Consider the following 23555-nt stretch of genomic DNA (forward strand, 5'->3'; position numbering starts at 1 on the left):
GCAGTGCGGTCCGGAATTCTGCCGCAGTGCCGCGCCACTTCAGAGTAGGACGATGTCGTAATGTTCCGTCTGGTTGGTCGGCTCGGCGGTCAGCGAGATGGGCTTGCCGATGAAGTCCGACAGGCCGGCGAGGTGGGCGCTCTCCTCGTCCAGCATCATCTCGACCACATTGGCCGCGGCCACGACGCGGAACTCGCGGGGCGAGAACTGGCGTGCCTCACGCAGGATCTCGCGCAGGATGTCGTAGCAGACCGAGCGCGCCGTCTTCACCTGCCCGCGGCCTTCGCAGGTGGGGCAGGGTTCGCAGAGCATGCGCGCCAGCGACTCGCGCGTGCGCTTCCTTGTCATCTCGACCAGGCCCAGCTGCGTGAAGCCGCCGACGGTCACCTTGGTGCGGTCGCGGCCCAGCTGCTTGCGGAACTCGGCCAGCACCGCCGTTCGGTGCTCCTCACGCGTCATGTCGATGAAGTCGACGATGATGATGCCGCCCAGATTGCGCAGCCTCAGCTGGCGGGCGATGGAGCCCGCCGCTTCGAGGTTGGTCTTGAAGATGGTGTCGTCGAAGTTCTTGGCACCGACGAAACCGCCGGTGTTGACGTCGATGGTCGTCATCGCCTCGGTCTGGTCGAACACCAGCGAGCCGCCGGACTTCAGCTCCACCTTGCGCGCCAGCGCGCGGGCGATCTCGGCATCGACATTGCACAGGTCGAAGATGGGCCGTTCACCGCGGTAATGTTCCAGCTTGGCCGTGGCGGCCGGCATGAAGGTCTCGCCAAAGCCGCGCAACACGTCGTACTGCATCTTGGAGTCGATGCGGATGGAGCCCGTGCGTTCGCTCGTCAGATCGCGCAGCACGCGCTCGACGAGGCTCAAGTCCTGGTGCAACAGGCTGGCCGGCGGCGTTGTCAGCGCACCCGCGCGGATCTGCTGCCAGGTCTTGCGCAGATAGGCGATGTCGGCGCCGAGCTCCTCGTCGCTGGCGTCCTCGGCGTTCGTGCGCAGGATGAAGCCGCCGCCACCGCCCTGCTCCTTTGTCCCCACCAGTGCGACCATGCGCGCGCGCAAGGCCTCGCGCGCCTCGGGCGAGCCGATCTTCTGGCTGACGCCGATGTGCTCGTCCTGCGGCAGATAGACCAGCATGCGGCCGGCGATGCTGATCTGGCTGGACAGCCGTGCGCCCTTGGTGCCGATGGGGTCCTTGATGACCTGCACCGTCAGCGGTTGGCCTTCGAAGATGAGGCGCTCGATGGGCGTGGGAGGCACCTCGACGCCATGGCCGTTCTGGTGCCGGCCATGTCCGAACTGCGAGGCACTGTGCAGGTCGGCAACGTGCAGAAAGGCGGCGCGCTCCAGGCCGATGTCGATGAAGGCGCTCTGCATGCCCGGCAGCACGCGCACCACCTTGCCGAGGTAGACGTTGCCCACCAGGCCCCGCTCCAACGTGCGCTCGATGTGCAGCTCCTGCACCGCGCCGTTCTCGACCACGGCCACCCGCGTCTCCTGCGGTGACCAGTTGATCAGGATGTCTTCCATCTCTTGCCTTTGAATGCTGATGCGTGCCGCCGGTGGAGGCGGCACGCATCAAAACTCAGGTCAGAACTCAAAGCCGAATTTGTCCAACAGCTGCGCCGTCTCAAAGAGGGGCAACCCCATGATGCCCGAGTAGCTACCGGCAATCTTCACGATCCAGGCGGCTGCCTGGCTCTGGATGGCATAGGCGCCAGCTTTGCCGAACGGCTCGCGGCTGGCGACGTAGCGGTCGATCTGCGCGGCCGACAGCGGCGCGAATTCCACGTGAGAGACATTCAGCGCCGCCACACGACGCGCCGCGTCGGCCACGGCGACGGCCGTGATGACTCGGTGCGTGCGGCCTGACATCAGCGCCAGCATGCGCGCCGCATCGACGTCGTCCGCGGGCTTGCCGAGGATGAGTCCGTCGATGGCCACCGTGGTGTCCGCGCACAGGATGGGCGCCGGTAGCAGGCCGCGCGCGGTGAGGCGCACCAGCGCCGCATCGAGCTTGGCGGCCGTGACGCGGGCGCAATAAGTCTCGGGCATCTCGTCGGGTTGGACCGCCTCCAGCGCTTCCGCATCTTCGTCGGCACCGGGCAGCAGCAACTCATGCCTGACGCCGAGTTGCTCCAGCAGCTGACGGCGGCGCGGGCTTTGCGAGGCGAGGTAGATGGAGCGGGGACCGGCGCCGGGCCGTCCCAAGCCGGTCGCGCCCCCATGGGGGGCCGACGACGAAGTCGTCTTGGGGGTCATATTCATTCGCGGTGATACGGGTGGCCGGTCGTCACGGTCCAGGCGCGGTACAGGCCTTCGGCCAGCAGCACGCGGGCAAAGGCGTGGGGCAGAGTCAGGTCGGACAGCCGCAAGGTCTCGTCGGCCGTGGCCTTGAGATCGGGATGCAGGCCGTCGGGCCCGCCGATGATTAGGGCGGCATCGCGGCCCTCACCCATCCACAGCTTCAGCCGCTCAGCCAACTGCACCGAGGTGCGGCGCTCGCCACGCTCGTCCAGGATGATGCGGCGCACGCCCTTGGGCAACGCTGCCTCGATGCGCGCCGCCTCGGCCGCCATCAGCTGCTCCGCCGTCTTGCTGCCTCGCGTCTCGGCTTTGACCGCCTTCAACTCCAGCTTGAGCTCGGGCGGAAAGCGCTTGGCGAAGTCCTCGTAGGCGGTGTCGGCCCAGGCCGGCTGGCGCTGGCCCACGGCGACGAGGAAAAGGCGCATCAGCCCTTTTTCGGCGCCGCGCGGCCGGCAGGCTTGGCAGGCGCGCGGGGTGCTGCCTTGGCGGCTGGCTTGGCCGCAGGCGCGACCCGCTTGGCCGTAGCCGCCTTGCCGACACCCTGGCCGGCGCCGACCTTCACGGTCTTGACGGGTGCTGCCGTCTTCACGCCCACGCTGCGGGTCACGCCCTTCTTGGGCGCCTGGGTGCCCGCTGCGGCCTTCTTGGCAACCGCCTTCTTGGCGGCCGCCGACGGCACCGCCTTGTTGGCACCCGCCTTGGCTGCAGGTTTCGCGGCGGGTTTGGGCGCAGCCCTGGTCGTGATGGGCTTGGACGCCGTCGCCTTGCGCGCCGTCTTGACCGGTGCGGCAGCGGGCTCCTCGGAGGCCTTGACCAGCCTGGTCTCGGTGCTACCGAGCTTGAGCTTGACGGGCTTGTCGCCCCAGATCTCTTCGAGGTGGTAGTAGTCGCGGATGGCGGGCTGCATCACATGGACGACGGCGGCGCCGCAGTCGACGATGATCCATTCGCCGTTGTCCTCGCCCTCGGTGCGCATGACCTGCATGCCGCGCCCCTTGACCGTTTCACGCACGCTGGACGCGAGGGCCTTGGTCTGCCGGTTGCTCGTGCCCGAGGCGATGATGACGCGCTCGAACAGAGGCGACAGATGCTCGGTGTTGAACACAACGATGTTCTGGGCCTTGACGTCTTCGAGACCATCGACGATGGCTCGTTGCAGCTTGCGAATGTCCATTCAGTGCTTCTTCTCGTAGAGGCGGTGCGAGGCAATATAGCTCGCCACCTCGGCGCCCACCATGGGGCTGATGTCCTCGCCGCGCACGACGGCGTCGCGCACGGCGGTGGACGAAAGGGGAATTTCGGGCAGGGCCAGCACCTGCAGGCGGTGTGCCGGCAGGCCTGGCGGGGTCACGACGGCCTCGCCGGCGCGTGGCACGACGACCAGCGTCGCCAGCGTGGTGATGGTTTCAACTTGGTACCAGCTCGGCAGGCGGGCGTACTGATCCTGGCCGATCAGGAACATCAATTCGGCACCGGCGTTCTGGCCGGCGAACTCACGCAAGGTATCCGCCGTGAAGCTGGGGCCGCGGCGGTGCAGTTCGCGCTCATCAACCACGAAGCGCGGCTCACCGGCGATGAGGCGCTTGATCATGCCTGCACGGTGCACGGCGGCGGCCATGATCTGGTCGGGCTTCTGCCACTGCCGGCCGGCGGGCAGCCAGACCATGCGGTCCGGCGCCAGCGCGTCCAGCGCAAAGCGGGCGAAGGCCAGGTGGCCGAGATGGGGCGGGTCAAAACTGCCGCCGAAGATTGCCAGTTTCACAGCCACAGTGCGGTGGGTGTTTCGCCGGCCCAATCGCGTGGGCGCAGGAAGTCGCTGTACAGCTTCGCCTCGGGCGTGCCCGGCTCGGGCGCCCAGTCGTAGCGCCACTTCACTTGTGGGGGCATGGACATGAGGATGGATTCGGTGCGGCCGCCCGACTGTAGGCCGAACAGGGTGCCGCGGTCCCAGACGAGATTGAACTCGACATAGCGACCACGGCGATAGGCCTGGAAGTCGCGCTCACGTTCGCCATAGGCATACCCCTGGCGGCGCTCGACGATGGGCAGATAGGCAGCCAGGAAGGCATCGCCGACGGCGCGCATCAGCGCAAAGCCCGTGTCGAAACCACCTTCGGCGAAATCGTCGAAGAAGATGCCGCCGATGCCGCGCGGCTCCTGGCGGTGCTTCAGGAAGAAGTAGTCGTCGCACCAGGCCTTGAACTTCGGGTAGAGCTCGGTGCCATGCGGTTGCAGCGCGTCGCGGCAGACGCGATGGAAATGCTGCGCGTCGCGCTCGTAGCCGTAGTAGGGTGTCAGGTCCATGCCGCCGCCGAACCAGGTCACGGCAGGCAGCCCAGGCGGCAAGGCGATGAAGGCACGCACATTCATGTGCACCGTCGGCACAAAGGGGTTGTGCGGGTGCAGCACCAGCGACACGCCCAAGGCCTCGAAGGGCGCTCCGGCGAGTTCGGGGCGATGCTGCGTCGCTGACGGCGGCAGCACGCGGCCCTTCACATGCGAGAAGTTGACGCCACCGCGCTCGAAGACCGGGCCGCCCTCGATGAGCCGCGACAGGCCGTCGCCTTCGAGCCGGCCACCGGGCTCGCGTGTCCAGCCGTCGGACGCGAAGGCATTGCCGTCGACCCCTTCCAGCGCCGTGACGATGCGCTGTTGCAACTCGAGCAGATAGTCGCGGACGGCTTGGGTGTTCATGTGCGCGGGCCGGTGTTCGATGAGCGAGGCTGAATCGGGCTGGCCAGCTCGGGGCGCTTGCCGACGCGCGTGCCGAAATAGGCGGCAAAGAGCGCGAAGTCGGCCTGCACATCGCCGGTCAGCATGACGAAGCGCGTCACCGAGACGACGCGCTGCTCGAAATCGAAATAGCACAGCCCCACCGGCACGCCGGCCTGCACGGCCACCTGGTAGGCGCCGGTGCGCCAGCCGCTCTTCAGCGAACGCGTGCCTTCGGGTGCGGCGGCCAGCCAGAAGCGCTCGCCACGCGCCGCGGCGGCCTGCATCTGGCGCACCGTGTCAGCGACGATGCCATGCGAGCTGCTGCGATCCACGCCGACACCGCCGATCCAGCGCATCCAGTGGCTGAGCAAGGGCGTCTTGAACAGGCTGTCCTTGCCCCAGAAGCGCAGCTGGATGCCGACGGCCCACTTGGCCAGCAGACCGATGACGAAGTCCCAGTTGGAGGTGTGCGGATAGACCAGGATGACACCCTGCTCCGCCGGCACGCCAGGTGCATCCACCGTCCAGCCGAACAGCCCCAGCAGCCAGCGCGCCAGGGCGCTGGACGGGCCATGCGGGCGCAGGGGCCCGGTCAGGACAATGGGCTGAATGGGGAAAGTCGGGTTCAACGCTTGATGGCCCGATGGCCGATGTCGCTGCGGTACTGGCGGCCCGCGAACTGGATGCCCGTGGCCAGCTCATAGGCGCTCTGCGCGGCGGTGCGCACGGATTCACCCAGGGCCGTCACGCAAAGCACGCGGCCACCGCTGGTGACGAGCTGGCCATCGACCATCGCCGTGCCGGCGTGAAAGACCATGGCCTCGTCGTCATCTTCCGGCAGGCCGCTGATGGCGTCGCCCTTGCGCGGGTTGAGCGGGTAGCCCTCGGCCGCCAGCACGACGCCGAGCGCCACGCGACGGTCCCACTGCAGCTCGACCTCGTCCAACGTGCCGTCGGTGGCATGCATCATCAGCTCGAAGAGATCGCTCTTGAGCCGCATCATGATGGGCTGGGTCTCGGGGTCGCCCATGCGGGTGTTGAACTCGACCGTGCGCGGCTGGCCATGCTCGTCGATCATCAGGCCGGCATACAGGAAGCCAGTGAACGGATGGCCGTCACGCGCCATGCCGGTGATGGTCGGCTGGATGATCTCGTGCATGACCTTGGCATGCACATTCGGCGTCACGACCGGCGCAGGCGAGTAGGCGCCCATGCCGCCGGTGTTGGGGCCGGCGTCGCCGTCCAGCAGGCGCTTGTGGTCCTGGCTGGTGGCCAGCGACACGACATGCTTGCCGTCGCAGACGACGATGAAGCTGGCCTCCTCGCCTTCGAGGAAGTCCTCGATGACGACGCGCGCACCGCCGGCGTTGTGCGTCACGCCCAGCTTGTTGTCCTCCAGGATCCACGAGATCGCCTCGTGGGCCTCGGCCAGCGTCATCGCGACGACGACGCCCTTGCCCGCCGCCAGGCCGTCGGCCTTGATGACGATGGGCGCGCCGCGGCCGTCTACATAGGCGTGAGCGGCCGCGGCGTCCGAGAAGGTCTCGTAGGCTGCCGTCGGAATGCCATGGCGCTTCATGAAGTCCTTGGCGAAGGCCTTGGAGCTCTCGAGCTGGGCCGCGGCCTTGGTGGGCCCGAAGATGCGCAGGCCCCGCGAGCGGAACTCGTCGACGACGCCAGCGGCCAGCGCGACCTCGGGGCCGACGACGGTCAGCGTCATCTTCTGTTCGACGGCAAAGTCGGCCAGCGCGCGCGCGTCGGTCATGCCGATGGGCACGGTCTCGATCTGCTCGTCACGCGCCGTGCCGCCGTTGCCGGGGGCGACGTACACCTGGCTGACTCGCTCGCCCTGGGCGAGCTTCCAGGCCAGCGCGTGCTCGCGGCCACCATTGCCAATGACTAGGACTCGCATCAGTTCAATTCTGCGTTGTGATAGACCGCTTGCGTGTCGTCGAGGTCTTCGATGACGTCAAGCAGCTTTTGCATGCGTTCGGCGTCTTCGCCGCTCAGCTCGATGGTGTTCTCTGCGCGCATCGTCACTTCGGCCAGTTCCGGCACCAGGCCGGCAGCTTCGAGCGCCGCCTTGACGGCCTCGTAATCCGCGGGCGAAGTCAGCACCTCGATGGCGCCGTCGTCACCGGTGACGACATCTTCGGCGCCGGCGTCCAGCGCCACTTCCATCAGCTTGTCTTCCGGCGTGCCGGGTGCGAACAGCAACTGGCCGCAATGCTTGAACTGGAAGGCCACCGAGCCGTCCGTGCCCATGTTGCCGCCGTACTTGCTGAAAGCATGGCGCACTTCGGCCACGGTGCGGACGCGGTTGTCCGTCATCGTGTCGATCATGATGGCCGCGCCACCGATGCCATAGCCTTCGTAGCGGATTTCCTCGTAGGTCAGGCCGTCGATATTGCCGCTGGCCTTGTCGATGTTGTACTTGATGCGGTCGGCCGGCATGTTGGCGGCCTTGGCCTTGTCCACCGCCAGACGCAGGCGCGGGTTGTCCTTGATGTCAGGGCCGCCCTGGCGCGCGGCGACGCTGATCTCACGAATGATGCGGGTCCAGATCTTGCCGCGCTTCTCGTCCTGACGGCCTTTGCGATGCTGGATGTTGGCCCATTTGGAATGTCCGGCCATGTGGCTCTAGCTCCTTTGGCAGCACGGCGCAGATGCCATGCAACCCTCGATTCTACGAGGCCGCCTCCTGCCCCCGACCCCACCGCCTGCTCGCGGGCGTCCACTTTCCCGCGGCCTCGCCAGCGCCAACGCGTCCGGAACTTCATCATGCATTCGCAGCACGGACTGGCCTAACTGCGGGGGTGCGCGTCATACGGCGCTCCCGGCCCGCTGGGACCTTCCCCCTAGAAACCTCCCCCTAAGGGCGTCCCCCTAAGAGCTGCAGTCTTCCTCACGTTGAAGGGTGAGGGGTGGGTGAAGCCCTGCAGGCCGGCGCCTAACTTTGAGTCGTCCCTGCCCGCCAGGGTTCGCTCTCAGGAGGTTTTCATGACCCGTTTGTCCGCTCATTTCCGATGGACTGGCTGCTTAGGTGCAGCGCTGCTGTCCACATCCGTCCAGGCCGCCCCGGTCTGCTATCACAACTACGGCGCCATCGACGCGATGAAGCCGAACAAGCTCTTCCTCTACTACCCGACGGCCAACGACGCCACGTTTCCCGCCTACGCGACCAACGTCTCGCCCGCGCGCACCTTCGCCATCGGCTCGCTGCCGGGCGCGCCTGCCGGCACCACCGCCCAGCTGCGCGACCGCATCTTCGACGTGGTGGCCACCGACTACTGCGAGTTCAACGTCCAGGTGCTGCCGCCCACGACGACCAACCCGGACGCGCTGGGCGCGCCGCCGGCGCGGCGCAACATGGTCGCCATCGGCGCGGACACCGACCCCTCACTGTTCGGCATCGCCGAGGCGGTGGACACCGGCGACGCCGACGTCATCGACCACGCCCGCGTCTTCGGCGGCTCCTATGGCGTGTTCTGCAGCGCCGAGCTTTCCGGCGCCAACAACACGCTGGACCGCTGGGCCCTGGGCATCGGCGGCACGGCCGCGCACGAGGCCGGGCACAACTACGGCCTCTCGCACAGCGCGGTGGTGCACACCGGGGAGGACGCCTTCATCCACCACATCATGCCCGCCGGGCCTTCCATGCCCTGTACGAATCGCGTCGGCGAACGCCGCCACTTCAGCGATCAGGACTTCGGCATCCTGGCCAACAACGTCGGCCTGACCCTGCAATCTCTGGCCAACTGGGACTTCGTCAACCCCAATTCCGCCACCGCGTCGCGGCTGCGCATGGAGGTGCTCAGCCTCAGCACCACGCTCACGCCGGTGTCCACCTATACCGGCTCGCTGAGTCCCTGGAACCCGCCCAGCGTGTTGGCGTCCGGCACGCGGACCTTCAAGGGCACCAGCTACCACCGCTACTTCGTAACCTGGCAGTCCGCCAAGGGCTGGGCCAGCCCCAACCAGCCCGGCAGCATCGCCGGCCAGGTGCGCGGCGCCGAGCAGTTCCACGTCGGCACGCATTTCGCGGAAGAGAACATCCTCAACACCACGACCCAGGTGGTCATCGCCGACGCGACCCTGCTGGATGCCGGCGGGTCGGCGCTGCCCCTGCACCCACGCGTGCCCACCTTCGACACCGGCACCCTGTCGGCGGACGGCAACTTCATTCTGGGCCTGGCCAACCTCGCAGCGGCCAATCTGGTGCTGCGCAACTGGCGGGGCTTCGTGCTGCCGCGGCCCGCACACATCGACAGCATGTTGTTCGACCCCACGGGTGGCGTGAAGCTGTTCGACAACCAGCAGGAGCCGATCACGCCATGGCGCCAGCTGCAGTTGCCGACGGCCATGGAACTGCCCGCCGGCTCGACCGACAAGCCCGGCGAAGCCCGCTTCGTGCTCGGCAACCTGCTCAAGGACGGGCACAACGTGCGCATCAAGTTCCGTGGCCAGGTCACGGACGCGACGGTCGGCGCACAGGAAGTCAACCCCGACGTGAAGGGCGCGCTGGCGACGGACCCCTTCCCCGGCGCCTCGGTCTTCCTCGAAGGCGACCTGGTTGAGCCCAATGCGCTGCAGTGGGACGCCGACAAGAAGACCTTCGTCACCAAGGACCTGGTCACCCACGTGTTCCTGCAGGTGGCCGGCAAGCGTGCCAAGCCGGTGGACGGCATCCTGATCGGCCTGCTGCGCGGCAAGGTGGTCTGCGCCAACCTGAACACCCGCCAGTCGGTCAGCGTTCAAGCCAATACCGATGGCAGCTTCGACTGCGAAAAGGCCGGTCTCGTCTCCCTGCACGGGGAGCGGGTGCAGGTCTCGCAGGTAGGCCTGGTCAACACGCAGTTGCCGGCCGTGCAGGTCGGCGGCATGGACATCGCCAAGGTCACCTGCACCAACCTGCGCTCGCGCCAGTCCGTGTCGTTCAAGCCCGAAGTCAGCACCAATGCGCTCGATTGCGTGAAGGCCGGCCTCGGCGTCGAGCAGCAGAGCACGCTGCAGATCACGCAAATCGGCACCGTGCGCTGAAGGCGCCGACCACCCTTTCCTACCCTGTTGTCTGGAGACCCTGATGAAGCAACTCAAATTCACATTGGCCGCACTGAGCCTGGTGGCATCGACGGCGATGGCCGCGGGCGTCACCAATGGCGACTTCACCGGCGGCCTGACGGGCTGGGCCAAGGCCGGCAACGTCGCCGTCGACACCACCAGCCAGTTCGGCGCCCCACCTGCCGGCTTCACCGCCCAGGCCGTGCTCGGCACGGCCGACACGTCCGGCTTCCTGTTCGGCGGCAGCGCGGTGGCCGCAGCCTCGCTGGAATCCTTCGCCGGGCTCGGGGCCGCCTCGCTCAGCGGCATGGGTGCCGTCGTGGGCTCCGGGCTGAGCGCGGACTTCACGGCCGCCGCCGGCGAGCGGCTGATCTTCCAGTGGAAGTTCATGAGCAACGACCCACCGGGCACCCCGGCCGACGACACCGCCTACGTCGTGCTCGACAAGACGACCGTCATCAAGCTGACCAGCGTCAACAGCGCCACCTTCCTGGGCGGCTCGGCCTCGCCGCTGTTCGACGAGACGGCCTACCTGACCTTCACCAGCGCGCCGCTGACCGCCGGGGCACACAGCGTCAGCCTGGGCGTGTTCGACGGCTTCGACGCGCTCGGCGCCTCGGCGCTGGCCGTCGCCGACGTGCACCTGGCGCCGGTGCCCGAGCCGGCGTCAGGCCTGCTCCTGCTGCTGGGCGGCTCGGTGCTGCTGGGCCTGGCCAAGCGCCGCGCCAGCTGAGCGCCAGCGGGCGCGTCACAGCCTCCGGACAGCGGCTGCGGTGAGTCGAAGTGGTCAAAGCGGACCGCTAGACTCGCCGCAGCCTACCTGCCCCTGATCCGGAGACCCCCCATGCCCGCCGACCCCATCCTGCTGGCCCGCCATGAGCAGACCGAGTGCCTGCTGCTGCCCGCGCTGGCCAACCGCCACGGCCTCATCACCGGCGCCACCGGCACCGGCAAGACCATCAGCCTGCAGAAACTCGCCGAGAGCTTTTCCAAACTGGGCGTGCCGGTCTTCATGGCCGACGTGAAGGGTGACCTGACCGGCATCAGCCAGGCCGGCAACCCGAGCGAGAAGCTGCTCGGCGTGCTCAAGGAACGTGGCCTGGAGGCGCCGGAAAAGCTGGCCTGCCCGACGACGCTGTGGGACGTCTTCGGCGAGCAGGGCCACCCGGTTCGCGCCACCGTGTCGGACATGGGCCCGCTGCTCTTGAGCCGCATGCTGGCGCTCAACGAGACGCAGGCCGGCGTGCTGCAGMTGGTGTTCAAGATYGCCGACGACAACGGCMTGCTGCTGCTGGACCTGAARGACCTGCGCGCCATGCTGCAGYAYGTKGGYGACAACGCSAGYSAGTTCACSACSCAGTACGGCAAYGTCWSSGCCGCCAGYGTSGGCGCSATCCAGCGCGGSCTGCTGCAGRTCGARRSCCAGGGCGGYGAMAAATTCTTCGGCGAGCCCATGCTCAACATCRSCGACTTCATGCAGACGGAGTCAGGGCTGGGCGTCATCAACGTGCTGGCCGCCGACAAGCTGATGAACGCGCCGCGGCTGTACGCGACCTTCCTGCTGTGGATGCTCAGCGAGCTGTTCGAGACCCTGCCCGAGGTGGGCGACCTGGAGAGACCCAAGCTSGTGTTCTTCTTCGACGAGGCCCAYCTGCTGTTCAAGGATGCGCCTGACGCCCTGGTCGAGCGCATCGAGCTGGTCGTGCGCCTGGTGCGCTCCAAGGGCGTCGGCGTGTACTTCGTGACGCAGAACCCGCTGGACATTCCCGACGCGGTGCTGGGCCAGCTCGGCAACCGCGTACAGCACGCGCTGCGCGCCTTCACGCCGCGTGACCAGAAAGCCGTCAAGAGCGCCGCCGACACCATGCGCGCCAAGCCGGGTCTGGACATTGCCTCCGCCATCATGGAGCTGGCCGTCGGCGAGGCGCTCGTCAGCCTGCTCGACGAGAAAGGCCGGCCGAGCATCACCGAGCGCGTCTTCGTGCTGCCGCCCGGCAGCCAGATCGGCCCGATCACGCCGGCCCAGCGCCAGCAGCTCATCGCCAGCTCGCTGGTCGCCGGCGTCTACGAGAAGCATCTGGACCGCGAATCCGCCTACGAGAAGCTCGCTGGCAAGCCCGCAGCGGCGGAAGGCGGCCAGGTGTTCAAGGGCGGCCCTGCTGCACCGGCGCCCGCCGACGAAGGCGGTGGCATGCTCGGCGGGCTCAAGGACGTGCTCTTCGGCACCACCGGCCCGCGCGGCGCCCATCACGCCGGCCTGGCCGAGACCGCAGCCAAGTCGGCCGTGCGCAGCATCGGCTCGGCCGTGGGCCGCGAGATCATCCGCGGCGTGCTGGGCAGCATCCTGGGCGGAAGCGGCAGCCGCCGGCGCTGAACGCCGTGCGCCTCGCGCCGCGTCGGCCCCGCTCGTCGCAGACCACTTGCAGCAGTGCTGCAGGCCACATGATGCTGGCCGCATGACCTCCACCGACCGCAACCACGACTGGACGACGCATGTGGGTGGCACCGCCCTCATCTGCGTCGTCGTCGGCCTGCTGAACTTTCTGCTGCAGGGCGGCAGCTTCGGCATTGCGATGCTGTATTCCTTCACCGTCGGCGCGCAGATCTCGCTCTACATCTCGCTGCTGATGGCCGGCGTGGCCCTGCTGCTGCGCCGCCGGGGCGGCGACTCGCCCCAACTGCGCCACGGCTGGGTCGGCTGGGGCTGGGTTGCCCCCTGCGTGCTGCTGGGCGCGCTGGCCGGCTACGCGGGCGGGCTGTGGCTGGGCGACCTCCTCAGCGGCCGGCACGCCAGCCGGCCCTGGGACATGCCCGGCGGCCGCGCGGCAGTGTCGGTGAGCTTCGTGCTGCTGGTGTCGGTGCTGGGCACCTTCTTCTTTTTCTCGCTGTTCAGGCTGAACGCGTTGCGGCTGGAGCAGGCCCAGGCCCAGCGCCAGGCGGCCGAGGCGCGGCTGACGCTGCTGCAGAGCCAGCTCGAACCCCACATGCTGTTCAACACGCTGGCCCATCTGCGCGTGCTGATCAAGCTGCGGCCCGACGAAGCCCAGCGCATGCTGGACCAGCTCATCGCCTATCTGCGCGCCACGCTGCAAGCCAGCCGCGCCATCGAGCACCCGCTGAGCGAGGAGTTCGAGCGCCTGTCGGACTACCTCGCGTTGATGCAGCTGCGCATGGGCGAACGGCTGCGCGTGAAGCTGGTTCTGCCGGCCGAACTGGGGGGCCTTCCCATCCCGCCGCTGCTGCTGCAGCCGCTGGTGGAGAACGCCATCAAGCATGGGCTGGAGCCGCATGTGGAGGGCGGCGAGCTGCGCGTGACGGCGGCGCGCGATGACAAGCGCCTCATCCTTGAAGTGGCCGACAGCGGCGCCGGTCTGGCCACGCCCGGCGAGTTGACTGGCGTCGGGACGGGATTCGGCCTCGCGCAGGTGAAGGAGCGCCTCGCGCAGCGCTATGGCGATACCGCCAGCTTCGCGCTGACACCTCAAACCGGCGGCGGCAGCGTCGCCCGCATCGAGATTCCGACATGACCACCGCCCTGATCGCCGAAGACGAGCCCCTGCTCGCCGAGAACCTGCGCGCCGAACTGGCTGCTGCCTGGCCCGATCTCCAGATTGCCGCCCAGGCCGGCAGCGGCACGGCCGCCGTCGAGCTGGCGCTGCAGCACCGCCCCCAGGTCTGTTTTCTCGACATCCGCATGCCTGGCATGACGGGGCTGGAAGCCGCCCAGGCCATCAGCGAGGACTGGCCCGACGATGCCGGCGCTCTGCCCCTGTTCGTCTTCGTGACGGCCTATGACCAATACGCGCTGCAGGCCTTCGAGACCGCGGCGGCCGACTATCTGCTCAAGCCTGTCACGCCCGAGCGGCTGGCCCAGTGCGTGGCGCGGCTGCAGGCCCGCCTGGCCGAGCCCGAGCAAGTGGCACAAGGCGACGCGACGCTGGCCTCGCTGCGCCAGTTGCTGACCCAGGTGACGGCGCCAGCACCGAGGTTGCGTCATCTGCAGGCGGCCGTCGGCGACGCCATCGAGCTGGTGCCGCTGGACGACATCGTCTACCTGGAAGCCGCCGACAAATACGTGCGCGCCGTGACCGCCGAGCGCGACTACTGGGTGCGCGTGTCGCTGCGCGAACTGCTGCCACAGCTGGACGCCGAGCGCTTCTGGCAGGTGCACCGCTCCACCGTCGTCAACATCGACGCCGTGGCGCGCGCCCTGCGCCAGGAAAACGGCACGGTGCTGCTGGAACTGCGCCTGCGCCCCGAAAAGCTGACCGTCAGCCGCGTGCACGCAAATCGTTTCAAAGCCCTGTAGCCGCGCGATAGCGGGGTTCCGATGAAAACCGTATAAACGGTTTCCATCTTTATGAGCCACGCCCGCAAACCCGCCCCTCCCGAACGCGCCAAGCTCGTGCGCGACGGCTTCACCATGCCCGAAGCCGACTACGCGCTGCTGAAGGAACTCAAGCTGCGCCTGCACGACGTGAAGCGTGAAGCCAAGAAGAGCGAGCTGCTGCGCGCGGGCTTGCAGGCCCTGGCCCAGCTCGACGCCAAGGCGCTGGCCGCCGCGCTGGACCGGCTGGCGCCGGTCAAGACCGGACGGCCACCGAAGGCGGGCTGAGGAGAACACCATGCTCGACGCAACCTACTGGTGGCATCTGCTCTGCGCCATCGCCGGCCTCAACCTGATCGCCTGGACGGCCTCCACCGCCTGGCTGCACCGCAACCGCCCCGACGGCACCACCTGGCCCCACCAGCGCCTGCAGCTGCTGCTGTCGGCGCTTTACGTGCTGGGCTGCGGCTACCGCTCCTTGCTGCCGGTCTTTGACGTGCCGCGCCTCGTCATGGTGGATTCCTGGGCGTCCAGCGTGCTGGTCGGCCGCACCGTCGCCACCATCGCCGAGCTGAGCTTTGCCGCCCAATGGGCACTGCTGCTGCGCGGCGCGGCACTGGCAACCGGGCACCGCTTCAGCCTCCGGGTAGCGGGCGCCGTGCTGCCGCTGATCGCCATCGCCGAGGTCAATTCCTGGTATGCCGTGCTGACGACGCGCAATATCGGCCATGTCGTCGAAGAGACCCTGTGGGGCACGGTCGCCCTGCTCAGCGTGCTGGCGCTGCTGGCCATGTGGCCGCACGCCACGCGAGCGGCGCGGCGCTGGCTGGCCCTGGCCATCGTCGCGGGTGCGATCTACGCGGCCTATATGTTCGCGGTGGATGTGCCCATGTACTGGGCACGCTGGCTGGCCGACGAAGCCGCCGGCCGGGCCTACCCCAGCCTCGTGGCGGGTGTGGCCGATGCCAGCAGCCGCTGGACGGTCTCGCACGACTGGGCGCATTGGCGCAGCGAGGTCGTCTGGATGACGCTGTACTTCAGCGTGGCCGTCTGGATCAGCATTGGGCTGGCCCATGTGCGGCTGCCGCTGCGGGTACAGCAGCCACGTCCTTAGAATCGGCGCACTGCGGGCCTGGAACACGGCCCGCTTCCATTTCCAGAGCCGACGATGAGCAACCCCGCTGCACCCGCTGCACCTGCGACGAACTTCCTGCGCCAGCGCATCGAGAACGACCTCGAGACCGGCGCGTTCGCCGGCCGCCACTTCGCCGGCACGCCGGGCGACGCCGCCCACCACAATGCCGGCCCGCTGGACGAGGCGCGCATCCGCACCCGCTTCCCGCCCGAGCCCAACGGCTATCTGCACATCGGCCACGCCAAGGCCATCTGCCTGAACTTCGGCCTGGCGCGCGACTACGGCGGCGCCTGCCATCTGCGCTTCGACGACACCAACCCCGAGAAGGAGGAGCTGGAGTACGTCAACGCCATCAAGGAGATGGTGCAGTGGCTGGGCTGGTCCTGGGGCGACAACCTGTTCGAGGCCAGCAGCTATTTCGACTTCATGTACGCCGCCGCCGAGGCGCTGGTCAACGCCGGCCATGCCTATGTGGACGAGCAGAGCGCCGAGGACATGCGCGCCAACCGCGGCGACTTCGGCCGCCCGGGCGTCAACAGCCCCTTCCGCGATCGCACGCCGGCAGAGAACCTGGCCCGCCTGCGTGAAATGCGCGATGGTCAGCATGCCGACGGCGCCATGGTGCTGCGCGCCAAGATCGACATGGCCTCGCCCAACATCAACMTGCGYGACCCGACGCTGTACCGCATCAAGCATGCGGAGCACCACGCCACCGGTGACAAGTGGTGCATCTACCCGATGTACACCTTCGCCCACCCGATCGAGGACGCACTGGAGCGCATCACCCACAGCATCTGCACGCTGGAGTTCGAAGACCAGCGCCCCTTCTACGACTGGCTGCTGGAGCACCTGGCCGACCTCGGCATGCTGGCCCGCCCGCTGCCGCAGCAGATCGAGTTCGGCCGCCTGAACCTGAACTACGTCGTCACCAGCAAGCGCAAGCTGCGCCAGCTGGTGGAAGAAAAGCRCGTSAGCGGCTGGGACGACCCSCGYATGCCSACSCTSGTSGGCCTGCGCCGCCGCGGCTWCACGCCGGCGAGCGTGCGCGCCATGGTGGAGGCCACGGGTGCCAGCAAGCAGAACGCCTGGATCGACGACACCGTGCTCGACCAGGCCCTGCGCGCCGACCTCGAGCCGCAGGCGCCGCGCGCCTTTGCCGTGCTGCAGCCGCTCAAGCTCAAGCTGACGAACTACGCCGAAGTCTTCGGTTCCAACGATCACCGCGAGCCCTGCGAGACCGCCGCCCACCCGCACAAGCCGGAGCTGGGTCAGCGCAAGTTCTCGCTCGGCCCCGAACTGTGGATCGAGGCCGAGGACTTTGTCGAAGTGCCGCCCAAGGGCTATTTCCGTCTGTTCCCCGGCAACAAGGTGCGCCTGAAGGCCGGCTACATCATCGAATGCACCGGCGCCGAGAAGGACGCCGCGGGCAACATCACCGCGGCGCTGGCGGCGGTCATTCCCGACACCAAGAGCGGCACGCCGGGCGCGGATGCCGTCAAGGTCAAGGGCACGATTGGCTGGGTTGGGGCACACGAGGCCGTCGCGGCTGAAGTGCGTCTGTACGAGCGCCTGTTTGCAGAGCCCCAGCCCGATGCTGGTGGCCGCGACTTCATCGAGTTCCTGAACCCCAATTCGCTGCGCGTCGTGCAGGCCTTTGTCGAGCCCTCGCTCGCGGATGCGCCGTCAGATGCGCGCTGGCAGTTCGAGCGCCACGGCTACTTCGTCACGGACCGCGTCGACCACAGCGCCGACAAACCTGTTTTCAACAAGATCACCGGGCTGAAGGACAGCTTCTCCAAATAGCCCTCAGTCGCGCGCGCCCCCGCAACGCAGCACGATGGGCACGGCGTATTCGCGGCCGACGACGGCGCGGGCGAACAGATAGTTCTGCCGCGCCCGGTCGCTCAGGGAATCCAGCCGCACGCCACCCTGCGCATCACAGGGAAAGGCCAGTCCGCGGCCGGCCTGGAACAGGGATTCGAAACGCAACTCGTAGTTGTCGCTCATCAGGGGCATGGGGCGTGAGTTCATGGGGCACCTCGTCTTGCTTGCAGACTAGGCGCCGCATGGGGCCCTTGCGCGTGAAAAGGTCGCAGCTGAACTTGCTGCCCCCCGCACTTGACTGCCCGGGCGCCAAGATGTCACGCCCGTAGCATGTCCTAACGCAGCGGCCCGCGCAGCACGTCGATCTGGAAGGGCCGGTCGTTCATCTCGATGAGGGCCGGGCTGGGCACGTTCAGCGTCATCAACCGGCGCTGAGGCAGGTTGAGCAGCGCCAGCGAAGGCTGCAGGTGCTGGCGCAGCAGAGCCTGCAGCGAGCCGTCCGCATAAGCCTGGCGCAGGCCGCGCGCAATGCGCTCGATGGCTTGCTGGTTGCCGGGATGGGTATAGATGTATTGCGGCAGGTCATAGGACAGCAGCAGGCTGTCGTCCAGCGCCAGACCCTTGAGGCCGGTGTGGGCCTGCACCTCCTGGCCGACCTCGAGCACGCTGCGGCAGAACAGGTCGGCCCGGCCGATGGCCACCATCTGGAACAGCGCCTCGTAGCCGTTGGCCTCGGCGACCGTGAAGCCGTTGGCACGCAGGATGTCCGCATCGGCCCAGCCGCGGCCCTGCACGTGGCGCAGCCGCGCCACCGCGCTCAACGTATCGGCCTCGCGCACGACGGCGCGTTGGGGCGTGTGCACGAAGCAGACGCGGTAGCGGTTCACGCCCAGGTGGATGGGAAAGAGCACCGGCACCAGGCCCGCGGCCCGGCCGGCGTCCGGCCCGGTGACGACGAGGAAGTTCGGTGCGGCCTGCTGGGCGGCTTCCAGCAGCGCGCGCCGCTTGTTCATGGGCGCTGACAGCTGCAGGCGGTAAGCGCCGTCGGTCGCGCGCGTCTTGTCCAGCGCCAACTGCACCGCATCGCGGATGTAGGCGTTGCGCAGGTCGGCCTCGCTGTCAGGCGCGCGCAGCGTCAGCGTCAGTTCCTGCGCATGGGCCACTCCGGCTGCCACCGCGAGCAGCGCTGGCAGGCCCTTCAACAGGCGGCGTCTGAGCAGGTCGAGGATGCTGGACACGGGCCGAATGTAGCTCTGCCAGCCAGGCCCGGGAATGGTGGCCACCCCTGAACGGGCACGTTATGGCGCAACTGGCGATCGTGACTTCCTCCACGCATTTCCACCCTCAGCGCCGCGCCCTTGCAATTGCTCACAATCCGCCCGCAACGGCCTCCCTAGCATCGCGTTCGGCTCTCTTTCGGGGGCCCTCGAACCCCATGCCGGCCGCCACAACCAATCCGCCCCAACAACCTGCCCAGCCGCGGCTGCTGAGTGGCGCGGGCGGCCGCTCGGGCACCACGGCGACCGAGGCGACGTCCTTCGCCGCCACGATTCCCTTCAACCGGCCCCAACCGGCAACCGCGCGTGCGGCGGCGGCACCCGCGCCTGCCAGCGGCGCGCTGCCGCGCTGGGCCAAGGGCGTTGTCATCGGCGGCGTGCTGCTGGCCGTGGCCATGCCGGCCTCGGTGCTGATGTCGCGCTCCATGCTCGTGCAGGAAGCCCTGACCGAGCAGAGCAGCTCCAAGGCGGCGATGGTCTGCACCGGCGGTGAAGGGAAAGCGGTCGACGACTCCAGCCTGCTGGGCTGGCTGTTCGGCGGCTCCTACTTCAGCTGCGGCGACTGGGAGACGCGCGAGGCCCGCGTGCAGCGCGATCGTGATCGCGATCAAGCCAACTACATGGCCCGCGAACGGGCCAAGCAGGGGCTGAATTAGAGGGCCTGTTAGCGCCACGGCAATGGGCCGCGTTGTGGCCAGAAAGGCCGCAGGCACGACAGCAGACCGTAAGCTGGGCTCATGCCCAGCGAGGATCTGCAACACAGCATGCGGTCTTTCTGGCCGCAACCCTTCGGGAAGGCCCGCCGCAAGGGGCCACTCGTTGTTGCAGCCCTGGCCCGCACGCGAGTGCGGGCGGCGCGCTGCGTCTAGATTGGCCCCTTGCGGCGGGCCTTCGCGACCCATTGCCGTGGCGCTAACAGGCCCTATTCCAGGTCGGCCATCCGGCGGACCTTGACCTTGCGCCCCTTGAGCTTGCCGAGCGACAGTCGGCGCACCGCCTCCTTGGCAATGCCGCGCTCCACGGCCACATAGCTGTGGAAGTCGGTCACGTTGATCTTGCCGATCTGTGTGCCGGCAAAGCCGGCCTCGCCGGTCAGCGCACCCAGAATGTCGCCAGGGCGGATCTTTTCCTTGCGGCCGCCCAGGATCTGCAGCGTGTCCATGGCCGGCAGCAGCGGGCCGCCGGGAGCGTCCTGAAGGCTATCCAGCGGCTGCCACTTGAATTCCTGGCCTTGCAGCTGCTCGATGCGGCCGATGCGGCCCATCTCGTCCAGGCTGGCCAGGCTCAGGGCCAGACCTTCCGCACCCGCCCGGCCGGTGCGGCCGATGCGGTGCACGTGTTGCTCCACATCGGCACTGATGTCGACATTGATGACGCAGGCCAGGTTGGCGATGTCCAGGCCCCGCGCGGCCACGTCGGTGGCCACCAGCACCGAGGCGCTGCGGTTGGCGAACTGGATCAGCACCTGGTCGCGATCGCGCTGCTCCAGGTCGCCGTGCAGGGCCAGCGCGATGAAGCCTTGCGCCGCGAGCACGGCCTCCAGGTCGCGGCATTGCTGCTTGGTGTTGCAGAAGGCGATCGTCGATTCGGGCCGGAAGGCGCGCAGCAGGCGCGGCACGGCGTCCAGGCGCTCGCCCTCCCCCACCTCGAAGGCGATCTGGCGGATGGTGGACGCGGCGGCACTCGTTGAACCCGCGACCTTGACCGTCTGCGGCTCGCGCATGAACTTGGCGGCGATCTCGGTCACGCCTTCGGGGAAGGTGGCCGAGAACAGCAGCGTCTGCCGGTTAGCGGGCGCTCGCTTGGCAATCGCCTTGATGTCGTCCAGGAAGCCCATGTCCAGCATGCGGTCGGCCTCGTCCAGCACCAGGGTGTTCAGCGCCGACAGGTCCAGCGTGTCGCGCTCCAGGTGGTCGATGAGGCGCCCCGGCGTGCCGACGACGATGTGGGCGCCGAAGGACAGGCTCTCGATCTGCGGCTTCATGGGGTTGCCGCCGCACAGGCTCAGCACCTTGATGTTGTCGGCCGCGCGGGCCAGGCGGCGGATCTCCTGGGTGACCTGGTCGGCCAGCTCGCGCGTGGGGCAGAGCACCAGGGCCTGCACGCGCGGCAGGTCGGCCTTCAGCCGATGCAGCAGCGCGATGGCGAAGGCGGCCGTCTTGCCCGAACCGGTCTGCGCTTCGCCGATGACATCGCGGCCCGCCAGGGCCAGCGGCAGGCTGCCCGCCTGGATGGGCGTCATCTGCGCATAGCCGAGCTGGCCGAGGTTGGCCAGCATGGCGGGGCTGAGAGGCAGGCGGTCGAAAGCGGTATCGGTCATACCGCGATTGTCGTTGGGGCTCAACCGCCGGCTCGTTTGACCGTCCAGCCCTCGGGCCGCGCCTTCAGCCAGGCCAGCACCTTGTCGAGGTGGTCGCCCTGGATCTCGACGACGCCGTCCTTGACCGTGCCGCCGCTGCCGCACAGGGCCTTTAGCTGTTTGCCCAGGACCGTCAGCGCCGCATCGTCCAGCGGCAGGCCCTTGATGACGGTCACGCCCTTGCCTTTGCGGCCCGCCGTCTCGCGGCTGACGCGCACGATGCCGTCGCCGGCCGGCCGCTGCTTGGCCTTGCAGACGCATTGCGCGATGGGCTGACCGCAGCCGGGGCAGACCCGGCCGACGTCCGTCGAGTAGACCAGCGTCATGGCTTCAGGTGCCGCTCGAAGAAGGCGTCCATCGTGCGGTAAAGGTGCAACCGCGCCGCGCGGCCGGCAATGCCGTGGGCCTTGCCGGGGTAGATCTGCAGGTCGAAGGTCTTGCCGGCGGTCTGCAGGGCTTCGACGAGGCGCAGCGTGTGCTCGAACAGCACGTTGTCGTCGGCCGTGCCATGCATCAGCAGCAGCGGTTTGCTCAGCAGCGACGCGCGCGCCGGCAGATTGGCGCTGGCGTAGGTGGCCGCTTTACCCCCCTCCGGCATGCCGAGATAGCGCTCGGTATAGGCCGTGTCGTAGAGCGTCCAGTCGGTCACCGGCGCAACGGCGACGGCGGCCGCGAACGGCGTGTCGGCATCCAGCATCGCCCGCGCGCCGAGAAAGCCGCCATAGCTCCAGCCGAAGAAGCCGATGCGCGCCGCGTCCACGCCCGGCACGCGGCCGGGCAGCTGCCGCACGGCCGCGAACAGGTCGGCCACCTCGTGCTGGCCGAAGCTGCGGAAATGGGCGCGCGTGAAGGCGCGGTCACGGTGCTCCATGCCTCGCACGTCCAGCATCAGCACGCCATAGCCGCGCTGCTGCCAGTAGGCGATCAATGGCATGTCGCGGCCCCAGCCCCAGTTGACCGTCGCGGAGCCCGGGCCGCCATAGGCCAGCACGATGGCGGGATGCTTGCCCTGGCCGGGACGGCTGGCGGGCGCGAAGAAGAAGGCATTCAACGGCGTGCTGCCGTCGGCCGCCGTCAGGTCCAGTGCCAGCGGGATGTTGGCGAAGGCCTCCAGCGCCGGGTCGGGCGCATCACCGGCCAGGGCGATGGCACCGTCGCGGCCCAGGCTGCGCAGTTCCAGCCGCGGTGGCTGGCCCCAGGCCGAGCGGGTGACGAGCAGCCGGGCGCAGGCTCTGTCGGCCTTGGCATCGCGCCACTGGCGTTCAGCCATGCCTGACAAGGCTTGGGCCTTGCCCCCGGCCAGCGGCTGCAGGTAAAGCTCCCTGGTCTTGCCGCGGTCGCCGGCGGCGGCGAAGACGACGCCTCGCTCGCCCACGCACACCGCATGCGCCACCGCTTCGGCCTGCTGCGTCAGCGGCGTGCGCTGCCCGGTCGCACGGTTGACCAGCAGCAGCTGGCGACGGCCCGTTGCCTCGCTGGACCAGAGCAGGCCGCGCGGCGTCTCGATGAGATCGTCATGGACTTCGACCCAGGCCGCATCGGTCTCGACGGTGATGTCGTGCGCCGCGGCATTGGCCTTGAACTCGGTCAGCGTCAGCCGCGTCTGGTCGCGGTTGAACCATTGCAGCCAAGGCGTGCCGTCGGCAAACCAGCCGGCGCGGGAGATGTACTCGGCGCCGGTCGGCAGCTGCAGCGCATGCGCTTCAGCGGTGGCAACGCCGATGACAAAGGCGGAGACCTGGGCATTCGCTTCACCGGCAGCCGGATAGCGTTGCTCCGTCATCTCGGTGCGGTCCGCAAAGATCTGCGCCCGCGTCTTCAAGCCCACGCGCTGTTCGTCGACGCGCAGCGCCAGCAGCTGACGCCCATCGGGGCTCCACCAGAAGCCGCGATGCCGGCCCAGTTCCTCCCCGGCAATGAACTCGGCCAGGCCCCAGGTCACACGGGGATTCATGCGCGCACCGAACAGCGGGCGCGGTTGGGCGCCGGCCTGAAGGGGCAGCACCATCAGCTCGCCGCCCTGCACATAGGCCAGGGTCTTGCCGTCGGGGGCGCAGCGCGGGTCCTGCTTGGGTGCGTCGGGCGTGTTCGTCAGGCGCTGCGCCTCAGGGCCCCCGGCGCTCAACTTGACCAGATAGAGGTCACCCGACAGCGGAAAGAGCAACGCGCTGTCGTCGCTGCCGCACCACTGGTAGCCGGTGATGCCGCGCTGGCTGATGCGCTGGCGCTCCAGCGCCATCTTCTCGGCCTCGCTGAGCTTCTGCGCGGCGCCGCCGAGCAGGTCGGCTGCGCTGACGAGCTTGCGCGGCTCGCCGCCGGCCGCGGGTTGGGCCCACAGCTCCAGCACCTCGCTGTCCGCCGCCGACGGGCGCAGTAAGCTGACCCATTGCCCGCCGGGCGAGATCTCGGCCTGGCGCGGCAGGCGGCCGGCGAGCGGCGGGTCAGCGGTGAGGCGTTCGAGGGTCAGGGTCTGGGCCGAGGCCGCGCTTGTGACGCAGAGGGCGGCCAGCAGGGTCATGAGGATCTTCATCACGACATGCTAGCCGC

The 23555-nt window shown here is 68.5% G+C and carries 23 protein-coding genes; 9 read left to right on the forward strand and 14 right to left on the reverse strand.

Going from position 1 to position 23555, the window contains the following annotated elements:
* Positions 1-39: 39 nt before the first annotated feature.
* The 9 genes from rng to ACXJKM_RS18050 are packed head-to-tail and all read right to left on the reverse strand — an operon-like array spanning position 40 to position 7659.
* On the reverse strand, positions 40-1533 hold the full coding sequence (rng, locus tag ACXJKM_RS18010) for a ribonuclease G (RefSeq protein ID WP_056198977.1): 1494 nt from the start codon (positions 1531-1533) through the stop codon (positions 40-42).
* 60 nt (positions 1534-1593) lie between these two features.
* On the reverse strand, positions 1594-2271 hold the full coding sequence (locus ACXJKM_RS18015) for a Maf family protein (protein ID WP_457354141.1): 678 nt from the start codon (positions 2269-2271) through the stop codon (positions 1594-1596).
* Complete coding sequence (gene rlmH / locus ACXJKM_RS18020; RefSeq protein WP_056198982.1) at positions 2268-2735, reverse strand: 23S rRNA (pseudouridine(1915)-N(3))-methyltransferase RlmH; 468 nt, start codon at positions 2733-2735, stop codon at positions 2268-2270. Before rlmH ends, ACXJKM_RS18015 begins: the two co-directional genes overlap by 4 nt.
* A complete protein-coding gene (rsfS, locus tag ACXJKM_RS18025; protein ID WP_056198984.1) occupies positions 2735-3484 on the reverse strand; it encodes a ribosome silencing factor in 750 nt (249 codons plus the stop codon). The genes rlmH and rsfS overlap by 1 nt, the downstream gene beginning before the upstream one ends.
* Positions 3485-4072 (reverse strand): nicotinate-nucleotide adenylyltransferase, encoded by a 588-nt coding sequence (gene nadD / locus ACXJKM_RS18030; RefSeq protein WP_457354143.1) that lies wholly within the window; start codon positions 4070-4072, stop codon positions 3485-3487.
* Positions 4069-5004, reverse strand: coding sequence for an oxygen-dependent coproporphyrinogen oxidase (hemF, locus tag ACXJKM_RS18035; RefSeq protein WP_457354145.1), 936 nt, complete (start codon positions 5002-5004; stop codon positions 4069-4071). The genes nadD and hemF overlap by 4 nt, the downstream gene beginning before the upstream one ends.
* Positions 5001-5654 carry a 1-acyl-sn-glycerol-3-phosphate acyltransferase gene (locus ACXJKM_RS18040; protein ID WP_457354147.1) on the reverse strand — a complete coding sequence of 218 codons (654 nt, stop codon included), beginning with the start codon at positions 5652-5654 and terminating at the stop codon, positions 5001-5003. Before ACXJKM_RS18040 ends, hemF begins: the two co-directional genes overlap by 4 nt.
* Positions 5651-6937 (reverse strand): phosphoribosylamine--glycine ligase, encoded by a 1287-nt coding sequence (purD, locus tag ACXJKM_RS18045; RefSeq protein WP_457354149.1) that lies wholly within the window; start codon positions 6935-6937, stop codon positions 5651-5653. The genes ACXJKM_RS18040 and purD overlap by 4 nt, the downstream gene beginning before the upstream one ends.
* Complete coding sequence (locus ACXJKM_RS18050; RefSeq protein ID WP_457354151.1) at positions 6937-7659, reverse strand: YebC/PmpR family DNA-binding transcriptional regulator; 723 nt, start codon at positions 7657-7659, stop codon at positions 6937-6939. Before ACXJKM_RS18050 ends, purD begins: the two co-directional genes overlap by 1 nt.
* Before the next feature lie 366 nt (positions 7660-8025).
* Here ACXJKM_RS18050 and ACXJKM_RS18055 point away from each other — a divergent pair, with 366 nt between their 5' ends.
* The 8 genes from ACXJKM_RS18055 to ACXJKM_RS18090 all read left to right on the forward strand — a co-directional run bounded on the left by ACXJKM_RS18055 (position 8026) and on the right by ACXJKM_RS18090 (position 17351).
* Complete coding sequence (locus ACXJKM_RS18055; protein WP_457354153.1) at positions 8026-10065, forward strand: hypothetical protein; 2040 nt, start codon at positions 8026-8028, stop codon at positions 10063-10065.
* Between the two features lie 43 nt (positions 10066-10108).
* Positions 10109-10819 (forward strand): PEP-CTERM sorting domain-containing protein, encoded by a 711-nt coding sequence (locus ACXJKM_RS18060; RefSeq protein WP_457354155.1) that lies wholly within the window; start codon positions 10109-10111, stop codon positions 10817-10819.
* A gap of 111 nt (positions 10820-10930) precedes the next feature.
* Complete coding sequence (locus tag ACXJKM_RS18065; protein WP_457354157.1) at positions 10931-12460, forward strand: helicase HerA-like domain-containing protein; 1530 nt, start codon at positions 10931-10933, stop codon at positions 12458-12460.
* Between the two features lie 82 nt (positions 12461-12542).
* Positions 12543-13613, forward strand: coding sequence for a sensor histidine kinase (locus ACXJKM_RS18070; protein ID WP_457354159.1), 1071 nt, complete (start codon positions 12543-12545; stop codon positions 13611-13613).
* Entirely contained in the window at positions 13610-14395 is a 786-nt protein-coding gene (locus tag ACXJKM_RS18075; protein ID WP_457354161.1) for a LytR/AlgR family response regulator transcription factor, read from the forward strand. Before ACXJKM_RS18070 ends, ACXJKM_RS18075 begins: the two co-directional genes overlap by 4 nt.
* A gap of 51 nt (positions 14396-14446) precedes the next feature.
* Positions 14447-14701, forward strand: a complete 255-nt coding sequence (locus ACXJKM_RS18080) for a hypothetical protein (protein ID WP_056199013.1) — start codon at positions 14447-14449, stop codon at positions 14699-14701.
* A gap of 10 nt (positions 14702-14711) precedes the next feature.
* A complete protein-coding gene (locus tag ACXJKM_RS18085) occupies positions 14712-15527 on the forward strand; it encodes a hypothetical protein (RefSeq protein WP_457354163.1) in 816 nt (271 codons plus the stop codon).
* Between the two features lie 54 nt (positions 15528-15581).
* Entirely contained in the window at positions 15582-17351 is a 1770-nt protein-coding gene (locus tag ACXJKM_RS18090) for a glutamine--tRNA ligase/YqeY domain fusion protein (protein WP_457354165.1), read from the forward strand.
* A 3-nt stretch (positions 17352-17354) separates the two neighbouring features.
* Here ACXJKM_RS18090 and ACXJKM_RS18095 read toward each other — a convergent pair whose 3' ends face one another.
* Together ACXJKM_RS18095 and ACXJKM_RS18100 are read right to left on the reverse strand one after the other, a co-directional pair.
* The gene (locus ACXJKM_RS18095; protein WP_056199021.1) at positions 17355-17579 is read right to left on the reverse strand and encodes a hypothetical protein; all 225 of its coding nucleotides are present in this window, start codon (positions 17577-17579) and stop codon (positions 17355-17357) included.
* Between the two features lie 128 nt (positions 17580-17707).
* The gene (locus ACXJKM_RS18100; RefSeq protein WP_457354167.1) at positions 17708-18610 is read right to left on the reverse strand and encodes a hypothetical protein; all 903 of its coding nucleotides are present in this window, start codon (positions 18608-18610) and stop codon (positions 17708-17710) included.
* Between the two features lie 197 nt (positions 18611-18807).
* Between ACXJKM_RS18100 and ACXJKM_RS18105 the strand changes: the two genes are divergently transcribed.
* Positions 18808-19305: a hypothetical protein gene (locus ACXJKM_RS18105; protein WP_457354168.1), complete on the forward strand. Its 498-nt coding sequence runs from the start codon at positions 18808-18810 to the stop codon at positions 19303-19305.
* Positions 19306-19571: 266 nt separating this feature from the next.
* Here ACXJKM_RS18105 and dbpA read toward each other — a convergent pair whose 3' ends face one another.
* Genes dbpA through ACXJKM_RS18120 form a run of 3 tightly spaced genes read right to left on the reverse strand, consistent with a single transcriptional unit; the run spans position 19572 to position 23538 of the window.
* Positions 19572-20969: an ATP-dependent RNA helicase DbpA gene (gene dbpA / locus ACXJKM_RS18110; RefSeq protein ID WP_457354170.1), complete on the reverse strand. Its 1398-nt coding sequence runs from the start codon at positions 20967-20969 to the stop codon at positions 19572-19574.
* A 20-nt stretch (positions 20970-20989) separates the two neighbouring features.
* Positions 20990-21334 (reverse strand): translation initiation factor Sui1, encoded by a 345-nt coding sequence (locus ACXJKM_RS18115; RefSeq protein WP_457354172.1) that lies wholly within the window; start codon positions 21332-21334, stop codon positions 20990-20992.
* Positions 21331-23538: an alpha/beta fold hydrolase gene (locus ACXJKM_RS18120; protein WP_457354174.1), complete on the reverse strand. Its 2208-nt coding sequence runs from the start codon at positions 23536-23538 to the stop codon at positions 21331-21333. The genes ACXJKM_RS18115 and ACXJKM_RS18120 overlap by 4 nt, the downstream gene beginning before the upstream one ends.
* Between the last annotated feature and the right edge of the window lie 17 nt (positions 23539-23555).

The organism is Roseateles sp. P5_D6 (genome assembly GCF_054049415.1).

Excerpts from the sequence above, each read along its gene's own strand:
- dbpA (WP_457354170.1), bottom strand. The coding sequence starts at position 20,969 with ATGACCGATACCGCTTTCGACCGCCTGCCTCTCAGCCCCGCCATGCTG.
- ACXJKM_RS18050 (WP_457354151.1), bottom strand. The coding sequence starts at position 7,659 with ATGGCCGGACATTCCAAATGGGCCAACATCCAGCATCGCAAAGGCCGT.
- ACXJKM_RS18095 (WP_056199021.1), bottom strand. The coding sequence starts at position 17,579 with ATGAACTCACGCCCCATGCCCCTGATGAGCGACAACTACGAGTTGCGT.
- rsfS (WP_056198984.1), bottom strand. The coding sequence starts at position 3,484 with ATGGACATTCGCAAGCTGCAACGAGCCATCGTCGATGGTCTCGAAGAC.
- ACXJKM_RS18060 (WP_457354155.1), top strand. The coding sequence starts at position 10,109 with ATGAAGCAACTCAAATTCACATTGGCCGCACTGAGCCTGGTGGCATCG.
- ACXJKM_RS18055 (WP_457354153.1), top strand. The coding sequence starts at position 8,026 with ATGACCCGTTTGTCCGCTCATTTCCGATGGACTGGCTGCTTAGGTGCA.
- ACXJKM_RS18115 (WP_457354172.1), bottom strand. The coding sequence starts at position 21,334 with ATGACGCTGGTCTACTCGACGGACGTCGGCCGGGTCTGCCCCGGCTGC.
- ACXJKM_RS18120 (WP_457354174.1), bottom strand. The coding sequence starts at position 23,538 with ATGAAGATCCTCATGACCCTGCTGGCCGCCCTCTGCGTCACAAGCGCG.
- ACXJKM_RS18105 (WP_457354168.1), top strand. The coding sequence starts at position 18,808 with ATGCCGGCCGCCACAACCAATCCGCCCCAACAACCTGCCCAGCCGCGG.
- rng (WP_056198977.1), bottom strand. The coding sequence starts at position 1,533 with ATGGAAGACATCCTGATCAACTGGTCACCGCAGGAGACGCGGGTGGCC.
- ACXJKM_RS18080 (WP_056199013.1), top strand. The coding sequence starts at position 14,447 with ATGAGCCACGCCCGCAAACCCGCCCCTCCCGAACGCGCCAAGCTCGTG.
- rlmH (WP_056198982.1), bottom strand. The coding sequence starts at position 2,735 with ATGCGCCTTTTCCTCGTCGCCGTGGGCCAGCGCCAGCCGGCCTGGGCC.
- ACXJKM_RS18075 (WP_457354161.1), top strand. The coding sequence starts at position 13,610 with ATGACCACCGCCCTGATCGCCGAAGACGAGCCCCTGCTCGCCGAGAAC.
- ACXJKM_RS18085 (WP_457354163.1), top strand. The coding sequence starts at position 14,712 with ATGCTCGACGCAACCTACTGGTGGCATCTGCTCTGCGCCATCGCCGGC.
- ACXJKM_RS18070 (WP_457354159.1), top strand. The coding sequence starts at position 12,543 with ATGACCTCCACCGACCGCAACCACGACTGGACGACGCATGTGGGTGGC.
- ACXJKM_RS18015 (WP_457354141.1), bottom strand. The coding sequence starts at position 2,271 with ATGAATATGACCCCCAAGACGACTTCGTCGTCGGCCCCCCATGGGGGC.
- hemF (WP_457354145.1), bottom strand. The coding sequence starts at position 5,004 with ATGAACACCCAAGCCGTCCGCGACTATCTGCTCGAGTTGCAACAGCGC.
- purD (WP_457354149.1), bottom strand. The coding sequence starts at position 6,937 with ATGCGAGTCCTAGTCATTGGCAATGGTGGCCGCGAGCACGCGCTGGCC.